The organism is Lactovum odontotermitis (assembly GCF_054658595.1).
This window is the reverse complement of record NZ_BAAGGQ010000004.1, coordinates 16,889-41,379: the sequence shown is the minus strand read 5'-3', so window position 1 is coordinate 41,379 and position 24,491 is coordinate 16,889. Positions and strand designations below refer to the sequence as shown.

25 protein-coding genes are annotated in these 24,491 nt (G+C 44.4%); 12 read left to right on the top strand and 13 right to left on the bottom strand.

The annotated features are described in order from the left end of the window. Positions 1 to 109: 109 nt before the first annotated feature. Both ACYQ2E_RS03455 and ACYQ2E_RS03450 read right to left on the bottom strand, forming a co-directional pair. Positions 110 to 2,155 carry a cation:proton antiporter gene (locus ACYQ2E_RS03455; RefSeq protein WP_460016669.1) on the bottom strand — a complete coding sequence of 682 codons (2,046 nt, stop codon included), beginning with the start codon at positions 2,153 to 2,155 and terminating at the stop codon, positions 110 to 112. Between the two features lie 79 nt (positions 2,156 to 2,234). Beyond that, positions 2,235 to 2,705 carry a hypothetical protein gene (locus ACYQ2E_RS03450; RefSeq protein ID WP_460016668.1) on the bottom strand — a complete coding sequence of 157 codons (471 nt, stop codon included), beginning with the start codon at positions 2,703 to 2,705 and terminating at the stop codon, positions 2,235 to 2,237. 129 nt (positions 2,706 to 2,834) lie between these two features. On the opposite strand from ACYQ2E_RS03450, the gene trmFO reads away from it, so the two are divergent. The 3 genes from trmFO to ACYQ2E_RS03435 all read left to right on the top strand — a co-directional run bounded on the left by trmFO (position 2,835) and on the right by ACYQ2E_RS03435 (position 6,545). Next, positions 2,835 to 4,199, top strand: coding sequence for a methylenetetrahydrofolate--tRNA-(uracil(54)-C(5))-methyltransferase (FADH(2)-oxidizing) TrmFO (gene trmFO / locus ACYQ2E_RS03445; RefSeq protein ID WP_460016667.1), 1,365 nt, complete (start codon positions 2,835 to 2,837; stop codon positions 4,197 to 4,199). A gap of 35 nt (positions 4,200 to 4,234) precedes the next feature. Then, a complete protein-coding gene (locus ACYQ2E_RS03440) occupies positions 4,235 to 4,780 on the top strand; it encodes an acyl-CoA thioesterase (protein WP_460016666.1) in 546 nt (181 codons plus the stop codon). A gap of 109 nt (positions 4,781 to 4,889) precedes the next feature. Further along, a complete protein-coding gene (locus tag ACYQ2E_RS03435) occupies positions 4,890 to 6,545 on the top strand; it encodes a phosphoenolpyruvate carboxykinase (ATP) (protein WP_460016665.1) in 1,656 nt (551 codons plus the stop codon). Positions 6,546 to 6,638: 93 nt separating this feature from the next. Here the strand turns inward: ACYQ2E_RS03435 and ACYQ2E_RS03430 are convergent, their stop codons facing one another. The 5 genes from ACYQ2E_RS03430 to ACYQ2E_RS03410 form a co-directional block, all read right to left on the bottom strand. After that, complete coding sequence (locus ACYQ2E_RS03430; protein ID WP_460016664.1) at positions 6,639 to 7,934, bottom strand: ISL3 family transposase; 1,296 nt, start codon at positions 7,932 to 7,934, stop codon at positions 6,639 to 6,641. Between the two features lie 234 nt (positions 7,935 to 8,168). Next, positions 8,169 to 8,579: a type II toxin-antitoxin system VapC family toxin gene (locus tag ACYQ2E_RS03425; RefSeq protein WP_460016663.1), complete on the bottom strand. Its 411-nt coding sequence runs from the start codon at positions 8,577 to 8,579 to the stop codon at positions 8,169 to 8,171. Positions 8,580 to 8,608: 29 nt separating this feature from the next. After that, positions 8,609 to 8,881 (bottom strand): type II toxin-antitoxin system Phd/YefM family antitoxin, encoded by a 273-nt coding sequence (locus tag ACYQ2E_RS03420; protein ID WP_460016662.1) that lies wholly within the window; start codon positions 8,879 to 8,881, stop codon positions 8,609 to 8,611. A 128-nt stretch (positions 8,882 to 9,009) separates the two neighbouring features. After that, complete coding sequence (locus ACYQ2E_RS03415) at positions 9,010 to 9,996, bottom strand: L-lactate dehydrogenase (protein ID WP_460016661.1); 987 nt, start codon at positions 9,994 to 9,996, stop codon at positions 9,010 to 9,012. A gap of 98 nt (positions 9,997 to 10,094) precedes the next feature. Next, a complete protein-coding gene (locus ACYQ2E_RS03410) occupies positions 10,095 to 11,714 on the bottom strand; it encodes an Rqc2 family fibronectin-binding protein (protein WP_460016660.1) in 1,620 nt (539 codons plus the stop codon). Positions 11,715 to 11,774: 60 nt separating this feature from the next. Between ACYQ2E_RS03410 and ACYQ2E_RS03405 the strand changes: the two genes are divergently transcribed. Further along, positions 11,775 to 12,215, top strand: coding sequence for a hypothetical protein (locus ACYQ2E_RS03405; protein WP_460016659.1), 441 nt, complete (start codon positions 11,775 to 11,777; stop codon positions 12,213 to 12,215). Positions 12,216 to 12,262: 47 nt separating this feature from the next. On the opposite strand, the gene ACYQ2E_RS03400 is transcribed toward ACYQ2E_RS03405, so the two are convergent. Beyond that, entirely contained in the window at positions 12,263 to 12,946 is a 684-nt protein-coding gene (locus tag ACYQ2E_RS03400; RefSeq protein ID WP_460016658.1) for an MgtC/SapB family protein, read from the bottom strand. A gap of 147 nt (positions 12,947 to 13,093) precedes the next feature. Here ACYQ2E_RS03400 and ACYQ2E_RS03395 point away from each other — a divergent pair, with 147 nt between their 5' ends. The 3 genes from ACYQ2E_RS03395 to ACYQ2E_RS03385 all read left to right on the top strand — a co-directional run bounded on the left by ACYQ2E_RS03395 (position 13,094) and on the right by ACYQ2E_RS03385 (position 15,141). Then, on the top strand, positions 13,094 to 13,729 hold the full coding sequence (locus ACYQ2E_RS03395; protein ID WP_460016657.1) for a response regulator transcription factor: 636 nt from the start codon (positions 13,094 to 13,096) through the stop codon (positions 13,727 to 13,729). After that, positions 13,716 to 14,594: a sensor histidine kinase gene (locus ACYQ2E_RS03390; protein ID WP_460016656.1), complete on the top strand. Its 879-nt coding sequence runs from the start codon at positions 13,716 to 13,718 to the stop codon at positions 14,592 to 14,594. Before ACYQ2E_RS03395 ends, ACYQ2E_RS03390 begins: the two co-directional genes overlap by 14 nt. Positions 14,595 to 14,655: 61 nt before the next feature. Next, on the top strand, positions 14,656 to 15,141 hold the full coding sequence (locus ACYQ2E_RS03385; RefSeq protein WP_460016655.1) for an MGMT family protein: 486 nt from the start codon (positions 14,656 to 14,658) through the stop codon (positions 15,139 to 15,141). A gap of 115 nt (positions 15,142 to 15,256) precedes the next feature. Here the strand turns inward: ACYQ2E_RS03385 and ACYQ2E_RS03380 are convergent, their stop codons facing one another. Beyond that, positions 15,257 to 16,144 (bottom strand): LysR family transcriptional regulator, encoded by an 888-nt coding sequence (locus ACYQ2E_RS03380; protein WP_460016654.1) that lies wholly within the window; start codon positions 16,142 to 16,144, stop codon positions 15,257 to 15,259. A 112-nt stretch (positions 16,145 to 16,256) separates the two neighbouring features. Here ACYQ2E_RS03380 and ACYQ2E_RS03375 point away from each other — a divergent pair, with 112 nt between their 5' ends. The 5 genes from ACYQ2E_RS03375 to ACYQ2E_RS03355 all read left to right on the top strand — a co-directional run bounded on the left by ACYQ2E_RS03375 (position 16,257) and on the right by ACYQ2E_RS03355 (position 21,790). Continuing rightward, positions 16,257 to 17,672, top strand: coding sequence for an aminotransferase class I/II-fold pyridoxal phosphate-dependent enzyme (locus tag ACYQ2E_RS03375; protein WP_460016653.1), 1,416 nt, complete (start codon positions 16,257 to 16,259; stop codon positions 17,670 to 17,672). Then, a complete protein-coding gene (locus ACYQ2E_RS03370; RefSeq protein ID WP_460016652.1) occupies positions 17,650 to 19,173 on the top strand; it encodes an AMP-binding protein in 1,524 nt (507 codons plus the stop codon). The genes ACYQ2E_RS03375 and ACYQ2E_RS03370 overlap by 23 nt, the downstream gene beginning before the upstream one ends. 3 nt (positions 19,174 to 19,176) lie before the next feature. Then, positions 19,177 to 20,094: a DMT family transporter gene (locus ACYQ2E_RS03365; RefSeq protein ID WP_460016651.1), complete on the top strand. Its 918-nt coding sequence runs from the start codon at positions 19,177 to 19,179 to the stop codon at positions 20,092 to 20,094. 134 nt (positions 20,095 to 20,228) lie between these two features. Next, positions 20,229 to 20,897 carry a response regulator transcription factor gene (locus tag ACYQ2E_RS03360; protein WP_460016650.1) on the top strand — a complete coding sequence of 223 codons (669 nt, stop codon included), beginning with the start codon at positions 20,229 to 20,231 and terminating at the stop codon, positions 20,895 to 20,897. After that, complete coding sequence (locus tag ACYQ2E_RS03355) at positions 20,894 to 21,790, top strand: sensor histidine kinase (RefSeq protein WP_460016649.1); 897 nt, start codon at positions 20,894 to 20,896, stop codon at positions 21,788 to 21,790. Before ACYQ2E_RS03360 ends, ACYQ2E_RS03355 begins: the two co-directional genes overlap by 4 nt. A 62-nt stretch (positions 21,791 to 21,852) precedes the next feature. Here ACYQ2E_RS03355 and ACYQ2E_RS03350 read toward each other — a convergent pair whose 3' ends face one another. The 4 genes from ACYQ2E_RS03350 to ACYQ2E_RS03335 are packed head-to-tail and all read right to left on the bottom strand — an operon-like array spanning position 21,853 to position 24,313. Then, entirely contained in the window at positions 21,853 to 22,404 is a 552-nt protein-coding gene (locus ACYQ2E_RS03350; protein WP_460016648.1) for a hypothetical protein, read from the bottom strand. Further along, the gene (locus ACYQ2E_RS03345; RefSeq protein ID WP_460016647.1) at positions 22,401 to 22,586 is read right to left on the bottom strand and encodes a hypothetical protein; all 186 of its coding nucleotides are present in this window, start codon (positions 22,584 to 22,586) and stop codon (positions 22,401 to 22,403) included. Before ACYQ2E_RS03345 ends, ACYQ2E_RS03350 begins: the two co-directional genes overlap by 4 nt. A 19-nt stretch (positions 22,587 to 22,605) precedes the next feature. Beyond that, a complete protein-coding gene (locus tag ACYQ2E_RS03340; protein WP_460016646.1) occupies positions 22,606 to 23,379 on the bottom strand; it encodes an ABC transporter permease subunit in 774 nt (257 codons plus the stop codon). Further along, the gene (locus ACYQ2E_RS03335) at positions 23,372 to 24,313 is read right to left on the bottom strand and encodes an ABC transporter ATP-binding protein (RefSeq protein ID WP_460016645.1); all 942 of its coding nucleotides are present in this window, start codon (positions 24,311 to 24,313) and stop codon (positions 23,372 to 23,374) included. Before ACYQ2E_RS03335 ends, ACYQ2E_RS03340 begins: the two co-directional genes overlap by 8 nt. Positions 24,314 to 24,491 lie beyond the last annotated feature (178 nt).

Below are 24,491 nucleotides of genomic sequence, written 5' to 3'. Positions count from 1 at the left end.
GCTTTGAAGTGTAAAAATAGAGGAAATTGGGTTCTGCCGCAAGCAGGTTCCAAGTTCCTCTATTTTTACTAGCTTCAGGCGCGTTAAGCTCAGTTAGCCTGACCTGGGCTTATTTTTTGAGACTTTTGAGGACAAAAGAGACCAGAAAGTTCGTGTCCTGAGAGGTCCGAATCGAATAATCTTCCATGATATTGACATTCTTACGCAGCAGCATGGCTTCTTCAGAATTCAGTTTTCCGCCGCTTTCATATTCGAAGATGATTTTTCGCTCCAGATAGTAGCCGCGCATGAGTTCTGTCAAATTGGAGGACAATCTCAGGCGCCGCAGACCAGTGAGATGGACAACTTTGGCGGAGCGGAGGCGGTCAAGCTGCAGAAAGTTAATCAGGCGCTCATCATAAATATCCTGCAGATTTTCCAGCGCCTGGAGAATAAGTTCCGTGTTTTCAAGGTAGAGCGCATTGATTTCATTTCTTTCGTTCTTAGTCGCTTCGGTAAAATCCGGGTTTTTCTTATGAAAAATAGTGTCAATTCTAAGCAGACGGTGAATCAGGCTGTTCACCATTTTTCCGAAAAGGAAGAACATAAATTGGACAGATGAGACCAGATGGTGCACAACACTTTGCTCGAGAAACCGAAGATAGCGCTGATAAAGGCGATAAGCGGATTCTGAAATTCTACCCTCTTGAAGGGCGACCTCAAGCCCCTCATTTTCAACCTGCACGACGAGAAGTTTCAAGTCGTTGTAGTCGTTCGAATAGCTTTCCTGGTCGATAATCAGCGTTTTAATGCGCTCCTGATAGGAATCTATCGTCATCACGTAGCCCCAGTTTTTATCTTTTGGACAATTTTTCATATCTTGTTCAAGTTCTGAGACAACATCGGTTAAAATTGAAATCCGCGTCAGATTATTTTTACTGGTCACTTTTCTTTTGGTAAACAACGGCAGTAAAAACATGCCGGCCAGGAAACTCAGAGTTGTCACAGCCGTACAGAAGAAGACCAGCAAAGAATGGGTCTTGGTTGCAGAAGCAGGAATCAGCAGAATAGCGGCAATTGAAACAGTTCCTTTGGAGCCCGCAAAAGTCAGAATCAGCAGGTCGTTAAAAGACTTGAGATAGCCGTGATGACGCCGGATTCCTCTGAAAATGAAGCCGATAGAGATGACGAGAAAGCGGATGGCAAAAAGGGCGACGGTCAGTGCCAGCGAGATAAGAAGCAGCCAGGTTGTCGAGTAGACCGGCGACTTAATGAGCGGCAGAACCAGCTGGTAAAGCTCAATTCCCAGGAATAAAAAAACCACAGAGTTGAGGATAAAGGTCAGAGTGGACCAGATGGTATTTTTGACTTGGGTGATTTGCGCGTCAAACAAGCTGGTACGCTTGACGCCGTTGGCTGAGAGAATCCCCGTCACCACCACCGCAATAATTCCCGAAACATGAATAATATCGGCCAGCAGAAAAGCCACTAACGGAAGCAGAAGTTCTATCATCAAATAGCCTGGAACGTCCTGTACATCCACGTCTTCGAGAATTTTCAGCAGCAGATTTTTTATCCAGACCAGAATAACACCGACCAGAAAACCGCCCACAGCAGAAATCAGCAAATCCCGCGAAGCATCCACGATTGAGAAATAACCCGTTGTCAGCGCAGTCAGGGCAATCTGGAAGGCAATGATACCCGAGGCGTCATTGAGCATGCCCTCGCCTTTTAAAATGCTTGTAATTGACTTGGGAAAGGCAAAGCGCTCAGACAAACTCGAAACCGCAATCGCGTCCGTCGGTGCCAGCGCGCCGCCCAGAGCAAAAGCAGCTGCCAGCGGAATCTCCGCATATAAGCTGTGTGTCAGATAACCGATTCCAAGCGCCGTAATAAAGACCAGCGGGAAGATAAGGACAACAATCAGCCGGGTAAACTTGAAAGTCGCGAGAACATCGGCTTCCTCAGCTTCGCGAAAAAGCAGAGGCGCAATGATGAAAGCCAGGAAAACCTCCGGCTCAACATGAATAATTTTTGAAGCACCAAAAAAACCCAAAATCAGCCCCATTAGGACTTGAATCAGCGGCAGGGGGATTTTCGGGAAAACTTTATTAATAACATTTGATATGATGAGGGCTAAGAGGAAAACAATCACATATAGAACGCTGTTTAGCATATCGTCCTTTCTTATCGGTCAGTTGGTCGCTCAAGTGAATGACAAATGAGAGATAAAATGTGGAAGAATTTATCCTGTATTAACCGAAAACTTTTTTGAAAATTTCTTTTTTATGGGCAATTTTAGCATCGATTTTACGGCAGCTTTTCTTATCGAGTAAGTTTTTGCAGCGCTTAATCTCGAGCTGAGTGAGCTGACGCTTCATTTTGTCGCGCTTGGCAGGGAGTTCGCCGTTTTTCATGAGTTCAATTCTGTGCTCAAGGACCTCATGCTTGAAGTTGAGCGCCTTGAGCTGCTGCTGGATTTCGGCAATTTCTCCGGCTGTTTTATCATCGGACGCTTTATCAGAAGACAGAGCCGCCATCTTTTCTGTCAAAGAAGAGATTTCCCGGTCCAAACTATCAAGCGCACTGGAAACTTTTTCCAGCTTTTCATCAGCTGACAATGCAGAAAAAACCGCCAGCTGAGTGTTTTCAGCTTCGTCCTGCGGAAAATTTTCAATAAAACGCTCGCGCAGCGCCTGTAATGTTGCTTCAAAATTCTCTGTCATGATATGTAAAATCCTTTTTACTATTATAGCATATTGCCAGAGTGAATTCCTAAAATTCGTCTTAAAATTTGAAGAAAATTTGATGAGGATGACGTGACTAAAACGCGCAAATACGCTATAATAGGCTTTATGAATAAATCTTACATCAATGTCGTCGGTGCAGGCCTAGCCGGCTCTGAAGCGGCTTACCAGATAGCCAAACGCGGGATTCCAGTGCATCTCTACGAACTGCGCAGTCAAGAGACCGGTAAGTCAACCCCGCAGCATAAAACGGACGATTTTGCCGAGCTAGTCTGCTCGAACTCCTTTCGCGGCGCGGCTCTGACCAATGCAGTCGGCCTGCTGAAAGAAGAGATGCGTCGTCTGGATTCTTTGATTATCAAGTCAGGCGATGCAACGTCTGTTCCCGCCGGGGGCGCAATGGCCGTGGACAGAGAGTCCTTCTCTGAGACTGTGACGCGCGCGTTAACGGAGAATCCTCTGATTACAGTCATTCGTGAGGAAATAACTGAAATTCCTGAGGATGCCATCACAGTAATTGCCACCGGTCCATTGACAAGCGATGCACTTGCTGCCAAGATTCACGAACTGAACGGCGGCGACGGTTTTTATTTTTACGACGCAGCCGCACCGATTGTAGCCGCCGAATCCATTGACTTATCCAAAGTCTACCGCAAATCCCGCTATGACAAAGGACTTGAAGAAGGCAGCGAGGGCGATTACCTGAACTGTCCCATGACCAAAGAAGAGTTCCAGGCCTTCCAGGAAGCATTAATCAGCGCGGAAGAAGCCCCATTGAACAGCTTTGAGGACATGAAAGTCTTTGAAGGCTGCATGCCGATAGAAGAAATGGCTAAGCGCGGCTATAAAACCATGCTCTACGGCCCGATGAAACCAGTCGGCCTCCCATATCCTGACGACTACACAGGCCCGCGTGACGGCGATTTCAAAACACCCTACGCCGTCGTTCAGCTCCGCCAGGACAATGCCGCAGCTTCTATGTACAACATCGTCGGCTTCCAGACCCACCTCAAATGGGGCGAGCAGAAACGCGTCTTCAGCATGATTCCAGGACTCGAGCATGCCGAGTTCGTCCGCTACGGCGTCATGCACCGCAACTCCTACATGGACGCGCCCAAGCTCCTGACGCAGACCTTCCGCTCGAAGAAGCAAGACAACATTTTCTTTGCCGGCCAGATGACGGGTGTTGAGGGCTATGTCGAGTCCGCAGCTTCAGGTTTAGTCGCCGGGCTCAATGCCGTGCGTCTGTTTAAGAGCGAAGAAGAACTGATATTTCCGCAGACAACTGCGATTGGCGCCTTGCCCTACTACATTACGCATGCCGAGTCAAAGCATTTTCAGCCCATGAACGTCACTTTCGGACTGATTGCCGAATTGCCGGAAAGAATCCGCGACAAGAAAGAGCGTTATGCACAGGTAGCAGAACGGGCGCTCAGTGAGCTTGATGAAATAATCTCAGCTGAAAATTTGTGATTCGACATAAAATTAATTATGTAAAAGAGTAAAACATGAAAGAAAAATCAAAACCCTGTCGTGAATCTTTAGTAATTCAGACACACCGCGTCTTTCCGCCCGATTTGAACCCATTCGGCTTCATGTTCGGCGGATGTCTCATGACACTGATTGACGACACCGCGTCAATTTCCGTTTCAAGACACTGCCGCCGCGGTGCCGTCACCGCTTCGCTGGACAATCTGAATTTCCTGAAGCCGCTGCACGAAAACCATTCCGTCTGTGTGAAATCCTACGTTTCAGGCGCCCATCATCATTCGATGGAAGTCTTCGTCAAAGTCATCGGAGAAAATCTCGCCACAGGTGAGCGCTACCTCGCCGCCACATGTTTTACGACATTTGTAGCTGTTCCGTCTCAAATGAATGAAGAAACCGACTTCACAGTTCCGGCCGTTTTGCCTGAAACAGACGAAGAAAAAATGGTCTGCTCCGGCTATGAAAAACGGCGCTTGGCGCGGCTGAATGAGCGTGATGCTTTCAAGCGCTTTGCTGCGAGCTTATCAACGGATTTGCCTTGGCAGACAGACGGGCTTGGCGACTGACAAATGAAGTGAGTTTTTCTTGTATTTTCGAAAATTTTTCTAAAATTATGAAAACGTTTTAGTTAATTTATGGTATAATATTTATATTACAAAAATCGGAGGAACACTCATGACATCAATTGAGAGATATGATTTGCAGGAAATCACCAAGTCGAACCCCAATTTTTCGGCCATTAAGACGATTGTCGAAAGTGCTTTTTACACCAATACGGTGCAGACGGTGCAAAATGCAGCAGAGGCTTATCGTTTAGCGGAAAATGCGCGCGGTGTGATTCGGACGGATTTGCGCATTACGCATACAGAGGATTTGGGCTTGCCGGATGGCGCCAAGGTGCTTGTTTTTAATGACGGCGAAATTGTGGGACGTACTTCGGCAGCGCGCGTGATTATTGGTCAGCCCGGCGTAAATACGGCTTACTATGAAAAAATTGTCCGCGAAGCCATTTACCAGATTGGCCGCAAGGATACGCTGAAAGCGCACGTTTATGTGGGACTTGACCCGGAATTCATGATGAAGAGCCACCTGCTGATTCCAAAAGGCTATGAAACCAACGTTTTCAGCTACATGATGAATTTCCAGCCGATTACCAGTGAATACAGGGCGATTTATAAAAAGTCGGTGCCTTACAATTTCGGTGATATCTTTATCGTGGCTGACCCTGACTGGACGCACCCTGACTTTCCTTATGGGCTGGTGCTTTTCGACCCGCTGCATGATACTGCAGTGGTATTAGGCCTGCGTTATTTCGGAGAATTGAAAAAGGGAACGTTAACCCTGGCCTGGGCGGCAGCTCACCGCAACGGTTTCATTGCTTCGCACGGAGGAATGAAGCAGTACGAGCGCTCAGACGGCTCTACCTATACAATGGCGGCCTACGGCCTTTCAGGCTCTGGAAAATCCACCATTACTCTATCAAAGAACGAAAGTAAGTATAAAGTAACAGTTTTACATGATGACGCTTTTGTCATAAATAAGGAGCACGGCTCGTCCACAGCACTGGAGCCAGCTTACTTTGATAAGACGCAGGATTATCCATCGGACGACGAAACGCTGAAATTCTTCCTCACCTGCATGAATGTAGGTGTGACGCGAGATATGGACAAGCGTAAAGTTCTGGTTAATGAAGACATCAGAAACGGAAACGGCCGCTGTGTGAAGTCGCGTTACGTGACACCGAACCGCGTGGACCATCTGAACGAAGCAGTAAACGCGGTTTACTGGATAATGAAGGATGATTCTCTGCCGCCGATTGTCAAGATTGAAGATTCTACCCTGGCTGCTGTCTTTGGGCTGACATTGGCCACAAAGCGCTCCACGGCAGAAAATGTCGTCGGAAACGTCGACATGGACGCACTGGTCATTGAGCCTTTTGCCAATCCATTCCGCTCCTATGCTCTGGGTGAAGACTTCGAGGACTTCAAGAACCTCTTTGCCGGCGGAAAGACCGACTGCTACATTCTCAACACTGGCGACTTTGCAGATAAGAAAATCACACCTAGAGTGACACTGGACGCCATTGAGCGCGTGGTGGATGAAGAAGCAGAGTGGCAGGACTTCGGTACGATTCCAGGCATGAAATATCAGGCCATTGAAGGCTACGAGCCGGACTTCACTCAGAAAGATTATCTGGAGAAACTGCAGCGCCGCATGCAGAACCGTTTAGACTTTATTCTCAGCAAAAAGACCGAGATGGAGGGTTATCACGCGCTTCCTGACGGTACGGAAGATACTGTTCAGACAATTATTGACGAATTGACAAAGTAAATAATTCTGGTACTTTGTCAAATCGTGTTGATGGACCAAGTCCAAGAATCAGAGAAGCTTGAGAACTGAAAATTCTCAGGCTTTTCAGTTGTGTTAAGCGGCCTTGTTGTGTTTGAGAATGATATTTTTGTTTTTCTGGATTGCCTTAGAAGTGAGAAGTACCAGAAAGATTCGGTTTCTGAAATTGTCAAAGCTGCGATAGCCAAAAGCTATTCTCTTGAGACATTTGATTTGATTATTCATCCCTTCGATGGGTCCGTTGCTGTAGGAAAGGGTTAAGCTGTTGTCTATGAAGTTTTCGAACCTCTTAAAGGTCTTAAAGACCGTTTGAAAGTTCTCATTGAGTGACTTTCTGACTTTGAGTTCGCGCTGAATCATCTGCCTGAAGGCCAGAGGTTTTTGTAAAGTCACAGCTCTTAACCCCTCCTGGTAGAGCTGGTAGTAAAACTTCAAGTTGTCGTCATAGCTCAATAGCTCATGAACCATGTCTCTTTGGGAGGTCAGATAGCGGAAGGTTTTGTTGTAATGATAATGGTAGTTCAAACGCGTCTCATCCATCTGCAGGAGTTTCCAAAGTCGTTTGAGTCTGCGATACTGCTTAGAATCCTTCCTGAACTGTTTCATGACCTTGATTCTTGTCTGGTTAAAGGCACGATTGAGATGCTGGACAATATGGAAGCGGTCAATGGTAATTAGGGCCTTTGGGAAGAGTTCTTGAATCAGCCGGATATAAGGCATATACATGTCAATGACAATCACTTTGACCCTGTTTCTGACCTCTCGCGAGAAGTGATAGAAATAGTTTTTCAAGTCATTTAATCGTCGACTCGGGAGAATATCAATGATTTGATGGGTTTGTGCATCAAGGAGGTGAAAAACCATTTGGGTTCCAACAAATCTCAGTTCATCGAAAGAGAGGACGGCTGGAAGTTCGGTCGGCCGGTCAAAATGGATCTTTTGGAGGCGGCGGGCGACAGTAGGAATGGAGACGCCAAGGTCAAAAGCAATCTCAGTCATTGAGCGCCGCCGCATTAAAAGGTCAAGCATGGCCAGGTGGACAGGCTGAGAAATCTGATGATAACGTTTGACCAAAGCAGTTTCAGCCAGGAAAGACCGGCCGCAGTCAGGACTAGAACATTTAAAACGCTGCTTTTTCAGGCGGAGACAGGTTTTAAAGTTGGCCACCTTTGGCATCAAAACATCCGAGGAGGTAAACCCGTTTTTAACCGCTTTTGCACGGCAGTCAGGACAGGGAGGCGGCGCGTAAGTAAGGCAGGCATGAACAATTGAGACTTCCTGTTTTCTTTTGAACTCGGTTGAAAGTTCTTGAATTTCGATATTCGGGTCTTGAATATGGAGTAACAATTTGATAGAATCTGAGTAGGACATGATTTCTTCCTTTCTGTGGGTGTGCTACTTAACAGTAACAGAAATTCATGTCTTTTTGTGTCCTAAAAATCGCGTTGATTTCTATCAACACGATTTATTATAGCACCATAATTCTTTACTTCTCCCAGTTTATAATTGGGAGAAGTTTTTTTTGCTTGCTCCAAAAGAGTCAGGCCCAAAAATCAACTGAAATCCGATAAACAGACTGACTTACAAGCTTCAGCAGCTTGAGACTTATTTATTTTGCAGTAGTCGGAGTCCGTCGGATTCGTATTGCTTGAATTTCTTATCCCCACTTATCAGAACGAGGCCTTCTTTAATCGCTTGCCAGATTAAAAGTCTGTCAAATGGGTCCCGGTGGTCGCTTTTTTTCGGTAAACGATAGAGGCTGCTGACCAAATCGCCGCTTGTAATCAGTTCGTCGAAATCACTCTTGACGGCGCAAAGCCGGACATCTTCGGGACTGTAGCCGTGTAAGTCGAGTTTCCCAATACTGCTTTTTATGGAAATTTCTTCTAGACTGGTAATTGAGTAAGCGAAATAATCTCTATCATTTTCAATGATTGATTTTACAGTTGGGGAGAGTTTTTCTGGTTCCTGGAAAATCCAAAGAAGTATTTGCGTGTCAAATAAGTATTTTTTCAATTGTCTGCTTTCTACCTATAAGGATTCTTTTACTCTGGAAAAACCGGTTCATTGAGAATATGGTTTAATTCATCTTCAGTAAAATCAAGCATTTCGGATGGTTTATCGCCTCTTAGTGCGCCCCAGAGAATTTTCCGTTTTTCCGGTTTCTGGACGGGAACAAGCTGTGCTACGGGCTCATGCTTTTTTCCTTTGAGAATTGTGATGGTTTTTCCTTCCTGTACTTTTGCGATATAGCTTGAAAGATTTTCTTTGACTTCGGCTATTTGGGCATTTTCAGGAATTTTATTATAATCGGCCATTTTTACCTCCCTGCTGTCAATATAGTTTATCATTCTTGACTAAATTAGTCAAGAAAAAATCTTTCACTTGGTTAAAGGACTGAATAATAAAAAAAAACGAGGTCAAATTTGAACCTCGCTTTTGTCAATTAATTTTTTACAGCCGCAGCAATATCAGGGTCTGCGAAAGCCTCATCAATCGTGGACTTGAGCTGATGTGCTGAAGCCTGCATGTTCTGTAGTTCAGCGTCATTCAAAGGAATGTTGATATTGCGGACAATACCGTTGGCGCCGACGATGGCCGGCTGGCCGATGAAGAGCCCCTCAACGCCCTCATAATGATTGTCCTGGAAGACTGACAATGGAAGAACAGAGTTCTCATCGTCCAGGATAGCCTTGGTAATACGCGCTAGAGCCACGGCGATGCCGTAGAATGTCGCGCCTTTCTTTTCGATAATGCTGTAAGCCGCGTTACGAATGGACAAGAAGAGCTCAACCAGACCTTGTGCATCTACATCGCGATTGTCCTGCAGCCATTGGTCAAGTTTAACACCGGCAACATTGGCATGCGACCAGACGGCAAATTCGCTGTCGCCGTGTTCGCCCATGATGTAGGCGTGAACAGAACGTGCATCAATGCCGATGCGCTCAGCCAGAGCCTGACGGAAGCGGGCAGAATCAAGCGATGTGCCTGAGCCGATGACGCGCTCTTTAGGAAATCCGGAAAACTTCCAAGTGGCGTAAGTCAGGATGTCAACAGGATTTGCAGCCACAAGGAAGATACCCTTGAAGCCAGAAGCAACGACCTGAGTGACAATATCTTTATTAATTCTGAGGTTCTTGCTGACCAGGTCAAGACGCGTTTCACCCGCCTTTTGAGGCAGACCGGCTGTGATGACAACTAAGTCAGCATCTGTGCAGTCTTTATAATCGGCCGCATAGATTTTCTTGGGTGAAGTGAAAGCCAGTGCATCACTTAAATCTTCCGCATCGCCTTCGGCTTTAGCGCGAAGCTGCGGAATTTCGACAATTCCTAATTCCTGGGCAATTCCCTGGTTGACTAGAGCAAAAGCATAAGAGGAGCCGACAGCCCCGTCACCTATTAAAATAACCTTTTTTCTTTGATTAGTTGACACTTATATCTCTCCATTTCGTTAATAAATGTTAAATTAAACAATGATTAATTATAGCACTTTGTGAAGCTTTTTTCTTTTCTGTTGCTTAAAGTGCCGTATCAGGCAAGTCTGGCGGCTTTTATCCGGGCTTCGTCAGGCGTGACGCGGATTGTTTTCTCACGGTTGTAGGTGACAAATCCCGGCGGAGTCCCTGTAGGTTTGTGTAGCTTTTTAGCTTCAAGAACATCAACTTGGACAAGGTTGGAATTGCGCTGTTTACTGAAATAAGCCGCGAGTTCGCCGGCAAATGTGATGTCGTCGTCTGACGGATGAGCATTGCCTGTCAGCAATACATGCGCACTGGGCAGGTCTTTGACATGAAACCAGAGGTCGCCTTTTTTGCTCAGCTTAAAGCTGACTAGCTCGTTCTGCAGATTATTCTTGCCGACTAGAATGACCGAGCCGTCAGGTGCCTGATATTTTTCCGGAGGCAGCTGTTTATGCTTTTTATTACGTTCCTGGTGCTTTTGTTTAAAAAATCCGGTCTGAACAAGTTCCTCTTTGATATCCGCAACTTCAGCAACATCCGCATTTGCCAGCTCTGCATCAACAGATTCGAGATAGGAGATGCTTTGCTTGGTTTTCTCAATCTCATCGCCCAGAAATTTGACAGCCTGTTTAAGTTTCTGATAGCGGTGAAAATAACGCTGGGCGTTCTGACTGGGTGTATAGGCAGGGTCAAGCGCGATTTCCAGAGGCTGATTCGTATAATAATTGTCCAAAATCACACTGTTTTTATCGTTTGGCACCTCGTGCAGAAAAGTCGTCAGGAGCTCTCCCTTTTGGCGGAAATCCTCAGCATTCTCAGTGGCAGCCAGCTCTTTTTCCTGCTTTTTGAGTTTCTGCCGGGCTTTTTTGAGTTCGTTTTCCACACGGCGGATGACTTCAGAGGCAACCTGTTTGACCCGGTCACGCTCGGCTTTGTTTTGGTAATAAAAATCGAGCAGAGCTGAAAGGCTGTCAAACCTGACAAAATCATCAGTCAGCAAAATGGACGAGAACTTATCGTTGGGATAGAGCGAAGGGACGCAAGTTTCCAGCTTTTCATGAAAACCCTGGACTGTCAAACCAGCGAATGCGTCAGCAGTCTCTTTAGAAAATCCTTCAAATCTGCCGCCGTTTTGCAGCAGTTCAAAGATTTTCTCATCAGAAGCAGTAAATGGATTCGTTAGAGTTGAAGCGGGCGGTGCGAGATACTCCGAGCCAGGCAGGATTGTCCGGAAATGATTTTGCGAAAAACCGATGTGTTTAATCGCCTCAAGGATTTTGCCCGAAGTTTTGTCCAGCAGGATGATGTTGCTGTGTTTGCCCATGATTTCAACGACTAGCGCGATTTTCATACTGTCGCCGATTTCGTCCTTTGAAGAAATGTGAAACCAGAGCTGGCGGTCGTTGCCTACCTGCTCGATTTTTTCAATCTTTGCGCCGAGCAGGTACTTGCGCAGAATCATGACTAGGGTCGAGGCCTGCTGCGGATTGATGAAGTCCGTCTGAGTCAGCTGAACGCGGCCGAACTGCGGATGGGCAGACAGCAGGAGTTTCTGCGTTTTGCGCCCCGCTCGGATGCTCAAAACCAGCTCCAGCTCAAAAGGCTGGGCCAGTTTCTGAATCCGGCCGCCAGTCAAATTTTCGGCCAGCTCGGCTGTCATGTAGTGTAAAAAAAGTCCGTCAAAGCTCATAATGACTTAATTATAACAGAAAGTTTGGCAGAATAAGGAAAGTTCTGTTATAATGAAGTCGTGAAGAAAATTCTGGCGAATTGGCAAATAATCTTGCGCATCGTGATTGTTCTGGTCTCGATTTCTTTGATTGTCGCCGGCATTTATAATTTGAAGAATTATTTTCAGGACCGGGCTGCGGATAAAACGACGGTGACTGCGCTTATTGTCAAGGATTTAGATGATTCGGATGACCAGCTTCTGAAGTTCGAGTTTAACGGTAAGACATACTATGGTGACCCGGCGGATAAGATTTTACATAATTATGGAAAACTCGGCGACAAGGTCAAAATTTATGTTCAGACAAATCGGCCCCAGCGTGTTTTTATGAGAAGTACGGCGCAAGGTGAAGCTACTGTGGGAACATTGCTGCTGGGCTGGGGAATCCTGCTGGCCTTGATTGTTTGGGCTGAACGGCGAATTCTTCAGATTCTGGGACGAGCTAAAATTGAAGAGGAATAAAGCAAAAGTACATAAATTTAATTATGTACTTTTTATATTCGTTGTCCTTAGTATTCAATCGATAAAATCCGCTCATCGTCTGAAAAAAGACTCCAGATATCAGATAATTTATAATCTTCCGGCGCCTTGATATGCAGCTCAACAATCAGACTTTCGCGGTCTTTCCGCGTGACTTTGAGGCCGTAGATTTCGATGTGATACTCAGAAAAAGTCTTCTGAATCGCTGTAATGATTTCATCACTTCGCTGGACAATCAGTGTCACTTTGTCTGAAACTGGCACCTGCAGCCATTTCAGATTCTTATGAAGAATCGTCTGGAAAACCAGAATCAGAATTGTAGCAGCAATCCCGATAAAATAAAGTCCCGAGCCAATGGCCATACCGATACCAGCCGTTGCCCAGATACCAGCAGCCGTCGTCAGTCCATTGACCGACTGATTATGGACAAAAATCATGCCAGCGCCCAAAAAACCGATGCCAGTGACAATTTGCGCCGCGATACGTGAAGGGTCAAGCGCAATATTGGGCAGCTGCAGCACATCGCTAAATCCGTATTTGGAGACAATCATCATCAACGCAGCCGCCAGCGCCACAATCAAATGCGTCCGCACACCTGCCTCCTTCAAACGATTGTTTCTTTCATAGCCGATGGCATAACCGCAAATTCCTGCTACGACTAAGCGCAGCAGCCATTCCAGTTGCGGTAAAAACTGAATTGAAAAAGTATGCATTTTTGTCGCCCCCGAATCTCTTTATCCCTGCATTTTATCACAAATTTGCCGGACTTTCCTGACAAAATGGGCAATAATGTCCGTTAATTGCAGGTAATCGTTAAGCTGGAATGATAGTTTGCTGATATTTTGATGTTATAATAAAGCATGCAGAAAATTTTTATTGTCGAAGACGATTCGTCCATTGTAGAGAGCTTGAAAAGCGCCTTGCGGCAAGAATTTCGAGTAGCGAGTGCTATGAATTTCCGCGCGGTGAAGCAGGAAGTCGAAGAATTTGAGGCAGATTTAGTCTTGATGGATTTGGGGCTCCCTTATTACAACGGTCTTTACTGGACGCGAGAATTACGCAGGAACTCTGATATTCCGGTGATTTTCATCTCCAGCACCGCTGACGAGCTCAATCAGGTTTCGGCGATGGAAAACGGGGCGGATGACTTTGTCGTGAAGCCTTTTTCACTGGAAATCCTGAAAGCCAAAATTCGGGCCCTCCTCAGACGAACTGCGGCTTCCAGACACGAGTTTTCGGGCTTTGTGCTGGAAGATTCCAAGCTGAATGAAATCGAGCTGTCAGCCTCTGAAAATCGCATTTTAACGGCCCTTTTCAAAGCGCAGGGCAAGGTGGTGACAAAAGAAGCGCTGCTGCACCTGCTCTGGCAGACAGATGAGTTCATTGATGCCAATACACTCGCCGTAAAAATGTCGCGATTAAAGAAAAAACTCGCACCGATTCAGTTTGACGCGCATATTGTGACCAAAAGAGGAGAAGGCTATGCGCTGGTTTAATTTCCTCAAGACGAAAATTCCGCAGATATTTGTTTTCCTTTTCATGCTAGGACTCTATCTGGCAACCTTTATCATGTGGCATCTGCCGCTCATGGCACTGGCAAATTCAACTTTATTTGCCCTGATAGTCTTTATTGTTTATCTGTTTTCTTCGTATTTCCGCTGGCGCAACGTGCAGCGGGAAATTGCAGAAATGCGCTCTGAAAATGCGCATCTGCTGCAAGAAATGAAAGCGGAGAAGCTGGCGCAGAAAGAATTTTTCGACCTCATCCGAGTTTGGAGCCACCAAATGAAAGTCCCGCTGTCGGCCATTGACCTGATGACACAAACAGACGGAAAAATTGAAGCGGGCGAGCTCAAGAAGCAGACCTTCAATCTTGAAAATTATTTGAGCATACTACTTGAGACACTGCGTCTAAAAAATCTGTCCAGTGATTTTCGCTTTGAAAAGGTTGAAGTGGCAGATATCTGCAAGGATTTGGTCAAAAAATATTCCAGCTTTTTCATCAGTAAAGACTTATCCGTCAACATTGAAGGCAGCTGGATTTTGACCACCGACCGCCGCTGGCTGAGTCTGGCAATAGAGCAGCTGGTGAACAATGCCGTGAAATACACGAAAAGCGGTGTTATCAGCTTTAAGCTCGAGGAGAATGCGCTGACACTGACCGATACAGGTATCGGCATCCTAGCCGAAGACCTGCCGCGACTGTTTGACCATGGCTTTACAGGCTTCAACGGCCGTGCCAATCAGAAATCCACTGGTCTAGGGCTTTACCTGACAAAACTTATTCTCGACAAGCTGGAGCTTCAAATCTCGATGACGTCAGAAATTGACGTAGGAACGCAAGTTTTGATTGAAAAATAAAACAGCCTCATTGACAAGATTGGACAAAGCGATATACTGACGGCAGGAGGTTGTTTTATCTATGACAAATGAAAACATCAAAGACTTTAACGCTATGCTGCATGAATCTAAGGGAATGCCGAAAACACAGATTATCACTGATTCTGCCAGTATTAAAAAATATGGCGGCGATAGAATGTATTTTGCCCCGCCGGTTGACTACGATAGAGTGATGAAGACCGTTCCTCGCGGAAAGCTCATTACGATTGGAGAAATACGTGATTATTTTGCTAGAATGAATCAAGCAGATTTCACTGACCCGATTACTGCTGGAATTTTTGTGTCTATTGCGGCTTGGGCAAGCTATCAGCGCGAGCCGGATGAGGATGAGACGCCCTACTGGCGCACGCTGAAGGCAAACGGTGAGCTGAATCCCAAGTACCCAGAGGGAATTGAGCTGCAGAAGTCGAAACTGGAGGCCGAAGGTCACGAAATCGTTGTGAGAGGGAGGACGAACATTCGCTACTATGTAAAAAACTATGAAGAGAAGCTGTTTCAGTTAATCTGAAGTGAAAACGAACCTGAATTCAGCTGAGCTTTTCTGTGTCAGTGAAAAAACAAAATCCGAACAACAAGCAAATATTCATGCTGATTGTTCGGATTTTTTGTGATTTAAAATTGCCTTATTTCATTACAAGACCAGCTTCCAGCAATAAATTATAAATGTTTTCATTCCTTGCAAATAAAGAAATATGACGGTCGAATTTCGCTTCTAACTGGCGCATGCCTAACTTTGCGACGCATTTCGTGACGTAATTGGCGGCGATAGATTTCGGCAAAACAGTGACCATTTCGCTCTGCATCACGAAACTAACGGCAGACGAGGAAAATTCAAGCTGATGGATAACTGGTAAAGTATCGTTTTCATAGGCGCTTACGATTTTGCGGTGTATCGGGCAGGTGCTTGGATAAAGAAACATCTCCATTGTTTTCAGCATGTCAGCACTGATGGTGCTGTTTTCAGCCAGGTATTTATTTGTATTATCCAGAGAATAAATCACATAATAGGGCTCGGAAAATAGGCTGAGCTGTTCAGCAGGTTCAGAAATTTCATTCTTAAAATCACTGTCAATAATGATTGCGTCCAATGCCTGATTATTATAACTGCTGATGAGCTGTGAAGTATCATTTGAAATCATCACTTTTTTCAGACGCTGTATTTCTTTTCCGAAAAAATGCGGATAAATCATGGAAGTGATGCTGTCGAAAGTGCCGATACGTATTGTTTCTAGACTATCTGTAACAGGGCATAGCTGTTCTGAGAGAAGAGAGAGCTCCTGCAGAAATTTCTGAGAGAATTTATAGAAGATTTTTCCGGCTCTTGTCAGCTTCACCCCTTTGCTGCTCCTTACGAAAAGCGTGACATTCAGTTCATTTTCCAACTGGCGGAGACGACGGCTGATACTTGACTGGTCAGTGTATAATTTCTCACTTGCTTTCGTAATACTACCGCTCTCGCTGATAATAACAAAAGTCTTGAACATATTTACAGATAAACTTTGATAATTCATACAATACCTCGGGTTCTAATCATGCATCTACTGCATGGCTCTCATGTGAAAGAAACTATTCAAAAAATAATTATAGCATACTATAATATTTCCATGGAGGTTATAATTTTTAGTGAAAAACATTAGCGCACCATTTTATGATGCAATAAGTAAGTTGTCTACGGAAAATGTTTATTCATTTCACGCACTGCCTTTGAATTGCGGTCATATTATTCAAAGTTTATTTTACAAAGAAAAATTTCAGAAAATGTATGAAAAAGATTTCTTGAAATTTGAAATTACATTGGACGAAGCATGGATAGACAGTCCGCTGTTTCCTCAGAGCGTTCTGAAAGAGGCGGAAAATCAAACCTCTGATATATTTGAAGCGGATAAGAGTTTCTATATTACTTCGGGAACAAGTGTCTCAAACCAGATTGTGCTGGACGCTATTCTGGAGGATGATGACAGAGTTCTCGTGGAGAAAAGCGCGCATAAATCCATTCATTTTGCATTAAATCAAAGAAATCTGGATATCCATTACATCGGCATGCAGTATTCTGATAAACAAAGCGGCAGAAAGTTTTCGAATTTTGAGAAGATGATGAATGATTTTAAGACTGCATTTGAACAGGGCAGTCCTTTCAAAAAAGTTATTCTCAACGCCAGCTCTTATGAGGGAGTGATTAACAACATCCCATACATTATTGAAAAGCTGATAGAAATTGATTCAGACATCACCATTTTAATAGATGAAGCCTGGTTTGCCTTCGCAAAATTCCATAAGGAATTCAGTAAATATAGTATTTTATCATATGCAAATAGTTTAAGGTCAAAATACCCTGACTTGAATATTGTTGTGACCCAGTCTCTGCATAAATCCCTCCCTTGCTTAAGGCAGTCAAGCATCATCCATGTCATAGGAAGTGAAGAAATTATCAGAAAAGTGGCAGAAGCAAAGTTTAAAATCCATACCACTTCCCCGAGTTACTCTATTTTGGCGTCTATTGATTTAGCCTGTGCAGAAATGTGTCAGAATGGAGAGTTTCTTGTGAGCGAGGCATATAGACGAGCGAAAAAAACAAAAAATATTATCGGAAAGCTTCAGAACTTATCTGTCAATGCTGATATTAAGCAAAGCTTTTGGATAACAGACCCATTGAAGATTTCTGTCAACTTCCAGTCAACTAAAAAGACAGCCGCTCAAATTAAAGAGCTATTCAAAAAGCACCATCTCTTTGTCAATCGCTTTACGGAGAGTTCGTTTTTATTGAATTTCCATATCGGTGTAAATGATGAAGCATTAACCGCGTTAGAAGCTGCCTTAATCGAAATCAATCATCGTGCTTCGCAGACAACAGCCAATCATCATCAGAAAATTTCTGATGAATATATTGTGCCTTATCCGCCGGGGGTTCCGCTGATTTTTCCGGGTGATGTCGTATCCGGCGCAAAAATAGAAGAAATGAAAAAACTAGAAAGTAACGGCGTGCAGCTATTTCACATAAGAAAAAAGGAGAGAATTCATGCTAAATCTAACACAAATTAATGAGCGGAAGAAAGGAAATGAGCTCAGGCCGGCATTCTTTTCCGATGAATTCAGTTTTAACTGGGGTGATTACAGCAATTTAGTCGCCAACAATTTGTCCGAAATACTTAACAATGAAGTTATTTCATCTGATATTGAGCGAATTATTGTGATTTCGGAAAATAATTGGCAGACCTTTATTTTATATTCTGTTATTTCCAGTTTGGGAATTCCGTTTTCCGGCATCGATTATTCGCAATCAGAGGAAATTAAGCTGGCAAATATTAAAAATAGCGGCAGTAATCTCGTGCTTTACTCGGCGGCCCATGCACCCAGTAAAGCTTTTGAGGAGCTTTTGCAGAAAAATCACATCTATTTTCATGACATAAACTCACTTATTCAGCTCAATGTAAAGTCCGGCAATGAAGCTGTAGAAGAATTGCTCAAAAATTTCAAGAAAAATAGAAGTCATGAAATTTCCAGTTTTTCATTCACGTCCGGAACTTCAGGTATTCCAAAGGTCATCTACCGGACTTCGGGTTTTGATGGGATTAGGATTCCAATTTTGACAAAGCTCTATCATTTTAATAGAGAGGATATTTTCCTTGCTACTCTTCCGTTTTCACATGTGTCAGTGACGGGATGGATACGGCTCTCGCTGATGAATGGCGGTGCGGTCGTTGTTGCGGATATTGAGGACTCAAAAGATGTCTATGCCAAACTTATCGATTATAAGGTGACAACTAGTTTGTTTACACCGCCTGTATTGAGAAAAATTGTTGATATTGCAAAAAAGAATCGGGACAAGACAGATTTAAGATTTATCATGGTCGGCGGCAAAACATTTCCGGTATCTCTTAAAGAAGAGGCAATTACGACATTTGGTCCTATTATCCATGAATATTACGGTTCATCGGAGACAGGCATCAACGCCCTCATTTCTTCGCCGGAATATCTGAAAAAAACAGAAAGCTCAGGTAAAGCAATGGAGGGCTCTGAACTTCTGATTGTGGATAATGATTATCAAAAACTAAAAGACGGCAAAATCGGCCGCATTGCAGTTTCCAGTTTTCAAAATGCCGCCGGCTACCTTCACAGCGAGCTAGAGAGGACTATGATTGATGGGAAAGATTTTATCATAACCTCTGATTTCGGGAAGATGGAGGACGGTTATCTCTCTGTTACACAAAGAGAAATTTTAGAAGACTGCAATCAGACGATTGATGCCTTTGAGCTGGAAAATAATATCCGTCTTTTCCGGCAAATCAGAGATGTCGCTGTGTTGACAAAAAATAAGAAAGTGAATATCTTTGTAACTTTTGAGAAAAATGCGAGTGAATTGAGTAAGAAAATCGTTCGTCATGCTGTTTCAGAGTATATTAGCGGTGCCCTTGACGCTTCGATAAGCTTCACGCTTGAAGAGAGAAGTCAAATCAATTACAGCCTTTCTGGAAAAGTAAAGTATTTCAAACTGAAGAAAAAGCAGAGCAGCTGCGTGGGAGCAGCTCAAGGAAGGGAATAAAAAATGAATAAGAATTATTTTACGGGAACATTGATGTGTCTCACAGCAGTTGTCTTTTGGGGAGGGATGTTTCCTGTCATGGCGCCGGCGCTGAAAATCATTGACCCATTCTACTTTACGCTCCTGCGCTATGGCACAGTTGCAGTCCTGCTGGCAGTTATCCTTTTCTTTGTGGAAGGCAGGAGTGCTTTCAAGCTTGAAGGGCATTTACTGATGCTCTGGCTGCTTGGGACGTCAGCCTTTGCCGGCTTTTCCTTTCTTGTTTTCCTTGGTCAAAAGCTGGCGGGAAATTCCGGCTCGGTCATTGCCAGTGTGATGATGGCCGTGCAGCCTCTGCTTGCAGTGCTTGTTGCCTGGGCCTGGAAGCGGCAGAAGCCGACAAAATTTGCTTTCGTCTGTATGCTTGCAGCGCTTGTCGGTGTCGTACTGGTTGTGACAAAAGGAGATTTCTCTGTGCTCTTCTCTGCAGCTTCTCCAACCATTCTGATTTTGCTGGGGGCACTTTGCTGGGTCATTTATTCGACAGGCATCGGCAGTTTTCCTGACTGGTCAATCCTGCGTTATTCCACGATTACAACAATTCTCGGAATGATTTCGGTTATCGTCATCCTGCTGGCGGCAACATTGTCGGGCTGGTTGTCTTTTCCGACGATGTCACAAGTTTCGCATATCCCTTTCGCCTTGCTCTATATGATTATTCCTGCGGGAATTATTGCGCTCTTTACATGGAATCTCGGAAATCGGCAGCTTACAACGCTTAACGGGATACTTTTTATGAATCTTGTGCCGATTACTGCTTTTATTATTAACGGTTTTCTCGGCTACAAATTCGGAATGTTCGAGATTTTCGGCGCGGTCATTGTTGTTGCAGCACTTGTGTCAAATAATCTTTATAATCGCAGTGTGCAAAAAATAAGTTAAATCTAGTTAGTTAATTTGGCACAAAATGGCCGAACTCTTCCTGAGCGGAAGATATTTAAAAGAAAAGCACTTCACGGAGCTTTTCCTTTTTCTTGGTTCCAGCATGCAGGCAGAAAATATATTATAATTAGAGCATGCAAAAAATTCTCATCATCGAAGACAACAGCGAAATTCAGAACATTCTCACCGGCCTCTTAAATGCTGATTACCAAGTCGTCTCAGCCTTTTCCGGTACAGAAGGACTCCTAGTTTTTTCCGAGCAGGAAATCAGTCTCGTCCTGCTGGACATCATGCTGCCCGGGAAGACCGGAGACCAGGTCCTACAGGAAATCCGCCAAACGAGTCAGATTCCGGTCATCATCATGACGGCTCTGAGCGAGAAGAAACGAATCAGTGAGTATTTACTGGCTGGCGCGAATGACTATATCACCAAGCCTTTTGATTTGGACGAGCTGGCGGCGCGGGTGAAAGTTCAGCTTCGCGGAAATTCTGCGCCAGTTTCTAAAAGTTTGTCTTTTAAAAATATTCAGCTGGATATGGAGGCTTACAGTATCAGCTCGGGCGAACAACAGGTTCAGTTAAGCAGGACAGAGTTTGAGATTCTGTCCACTTTGATGAAAAATCCGAAGCAGATTTTCACTAAAGAACGGCTTTACGAAAGTGTCTGGCACGAGATGTATTTGCCCGGTGACAATACGCTCAACACACATTTGAGTAATCTGCGTAAAAAAATTGCTTCGCTTGACGCAGAGAATGATTATATTGAGACCATTTGGGGACTGGGCGTGAGGATGTCGAAATGACTGTTTCTATTCTTATTTTATTGATTGTGTTGCTGGCGCTGCTGGCGGTCGTCTTTATTTTTCTGTATTTTAATTTGAACAAAACGATTAAAAAGTTGTATCAGGATATTCTACAAAAAAAGAAAAATGACTCAAATCTTTTACTGACCTTGTCGGAAAAGAATCGGACTTTAGCCGATGTCACAAGGGAAATCAATGACCTGTTTGCTGACCTGCGCCGGCTGGAAGTGTCAGAGCAGCAGGAGAAGGACAGCTTCAGGCTGGCCCTGCACAATATTACCCACGACATTCGCACACCGCTAACCATTGCCAGCGGCTACACGCAAGCTCTGCTTAAAAATGGACAGTCAGACCAGGATAGTCTGCATAAAATTAAACAAAATCTGGATACTGTCGCAAAACGACTTGAAGTGCTCCTGGACTATCAGAACCTGCTGGAAGTCAAGATTGAGCCGAAATTTGCCCTGCTCAATCTGACAGAAAGCGTCAAGGAACAATTACTGAAATTCTATGAACGCTTTGAGTCCGCCGGCTTTGAGGTTGATTTACAGCTGGCGGAAAATGTCATAATTGAGGCTGACGAAGAGCTGTTGGCGCGTGTTTTGCAGAATTTGTTCGGCAATGTGCTCAAGCACGGGAAAAAGCATCTTAAAGTTCAGTTGACCACAGAAAATGGACAGATTAGACTGATTGTAGAAAATGAGAGCCAGCAGGCAATCAAGAATTTATCAAAATTGACCAGCCGTTTTTACTCGGAGAACCTGTCGGAAATCGAGGCTAGCTCCGGGCTCGGTCTTTATATTGTGCAGGAACTGGCAGCCTTGCTGAACGGCCGTTTGGAGCTCAATTATGAGCAGCCGGTTTTCACTGCCGCGGTCATTTGGACGGTTTAGAACATTTTTATCAAACAAAAAACGGCGGTTTTGATGTTGATCGCCGTTTTTTAAGTGCAGAATCACAGGTCTTGTCTTTGAAAACGAAATAATGCCAGACCAACAAGTAAAAGAATCGTCGCCGAACTGACGGCTATATAAATCGGAATATCCGCATGAGGCATCCAGTGGGCATAACCAATCGCGTCTTGAAAAACAGCGAATCTAAGCCAATTTGCCTGCTGAACCACAATTATACCCAACACATAGGGGACAAAGATAAGCGCAAGCACTGCCCAGACCGTGCGCCGTGTCAGATAAAGCACTACGATTCCGATGGAAAACTCTGCCTGCGTGAATAGAATCTGCAGTGCAAAGCCAGCAATGAAGCGGCTCCAATAGTCGGCCGGAAAATTTCCAATGCCGTTGACAAGACTGGCGGTGATAAAGCCGAAGCCGTAATAGAAAACAAATTGTACAAGAACAACGACATTAAAGATTAAATATTTTGTGAAGAAGAACTGCGCCCGTGAAACGCCGGAACTTAACAAATTCCTCAGTGCATTTTGTGAAAGGTCATAACCGATGGTAATGACAAAAAGTGAAAGCAAGAAATAGACAAGTAAGAAGCTCAAGTTTGAGAGATTAAAAGTGTTTCGGCTCCGTTCCAAGCCCCCTGATAGTGGCCGACTCCTAAAGTATTTTTGGCCTTCATGAAGACTGAAGCAGTCACAAGGAGAATCAGCAGCAGCTGAGTAATCCAGAAACCTTTGGCGCGAAAAAGCCGGTAAACATCTGCGCGAATAGCATTAGTCATGTGTGAATTACCTTTCTAATTACAAGTCTTTCTTCTGAAAATAGAAGTAGGAAGCGCCGACCAGGACGATAATTGCGGCAAGGGCTGAGAGGATAAGTTTATAAATCTGACCATGCGGCAGGTTGTTTGCTGCTCCCATTGCGGACTGAAAGTCAAAGTAGTTGAGCCAGTTTAATTTGGTGATGACACTCGCCAGGCTTATCGCGATTGGGAAGAAGATAATTGCCAGAACTGCCCAGACCGTTGAAAATGTCAGGTAGAGAACCAGGATGCCGATAGCGAAGATTGCCTGGACAAATAAGAGCTGCAGCAGCCATGCTCCGAAAAAGATGCTGAAGAAATCTGAAGGATAATGTCCTATCCCGTGAAGAATCGCCGCTGTGATAAAGGTCAAGCCAAAATAGAAGATAAACTGTATCAGAATAATGACATTGAAAATCAGGAATTTCGAGAAGAAGAAATGCGGACGTGACATTCCTGAGCTGAAAAGATTCTTCAGTGTTTTCATTTTGAGATCATAACCAATGATAATGACAAAGAGAGAAAGCAGAAAATAAATCAGAAGCGGAGACATGGTTTGGAAGTTCAAAAGCGCGTAAGGTGGTGTCCAAAGAGGCGCTTGAGCAGCCGCTGTCTTTGCCGGTGCATCCGAAGAAGAGGTCATGGACACGCCCACACTTCCTACTTTCTGCGCGACAATACTAATCACGACAATCAGCATGACGGCTTGTGTAATCCAGAAGCCTTTTGAGTGAAAAAGGCGGTAAATATCTGCACGAATTGCATTAATCATGTTGCTCTCCTTCCTGAGCGGGCTTATCGCCGGCGATTAAATGTGTGAAGTAAGTCTCCAAATCCTGCTTGAAATAATAAATTTCATTGATTGCGATGCCTTCTCTTGCTAGTGCCATGTTAATTTCTGCGATTTGGTGATTCTTACCGAAAACGTTGATTTGGTCTTGGGAAACGACTTTGAAAGGGTATGACAGTTTTTCACGGAGAATTTGACTGGCCTGTTCTATTTCCCCAGTCTTTAAAACGATGTACTCCTCGGAAAGTGCGTCGAACTCTTCTTTGGAAATTTCCTTGACCAGCTCACCCTGATTGATAATGCCGAAATGCGTGGCCACCTGATAAAGCTCAGACAAAATATGACTTGAAATGATAATCGTCATTTTCTGTTCATGATTCAAACGTAGAATCAGCTTTCTGAACTCAGAAATCGCAATCGGGTCGAGGCCGTTGATTGGCTCATCCAGAATCAGGAAGTCGGGACGTGACAGAATGGCAATGGCGATGCCCATTTTTTGCTTCATACCGAGTGAAAATGTCTTGAATTTTTTCTTCCCTGTATCTGTTAAGTCCACCAGCTCCAGCGTTTCTTTGATAATGTGCTTTGAGTCTGGGATGCCGCGCAGTTTGCAGTAGTATTCCAGATTCTGCACAGCCGTCAGATTGTCATAAGCGACAGGTGTTTCAATGACCGCCCCCGTGCGGCTCAGCGACTTCGTCCATTCAGAATCTGACTCTGAGCCGAATAGTGCAATGCTGCCGTCACTTGCGAAGATTAGGCGCGTGATTAGCTTCAGCAAAGTCGTTTTGCCCGCGCCGTTACGCCCGATTAGCCCGTAAATATCACCTTTCTGGATGGTTAAAGACAGGTTGTGCAGGGCAAACTGCTGACCATAGCGTTTGCTGATGTTGTTGACTTTGAGTACTGTTTCCATGTTAACTCCTTGTAATTGTTTCGAGCGCGTGCCCGATTTCCAGTTTAAAAACTGAACTTTTGATTTGTCTGTGTTCAATTTCTTAAAACTATCTTAACTGAAAGTTTTAAATCATTTATCATGTAATTCTAAAGTGTTTCTAAAGAGCAAAAAGGATAAATTTTAACAGAATAAAGCC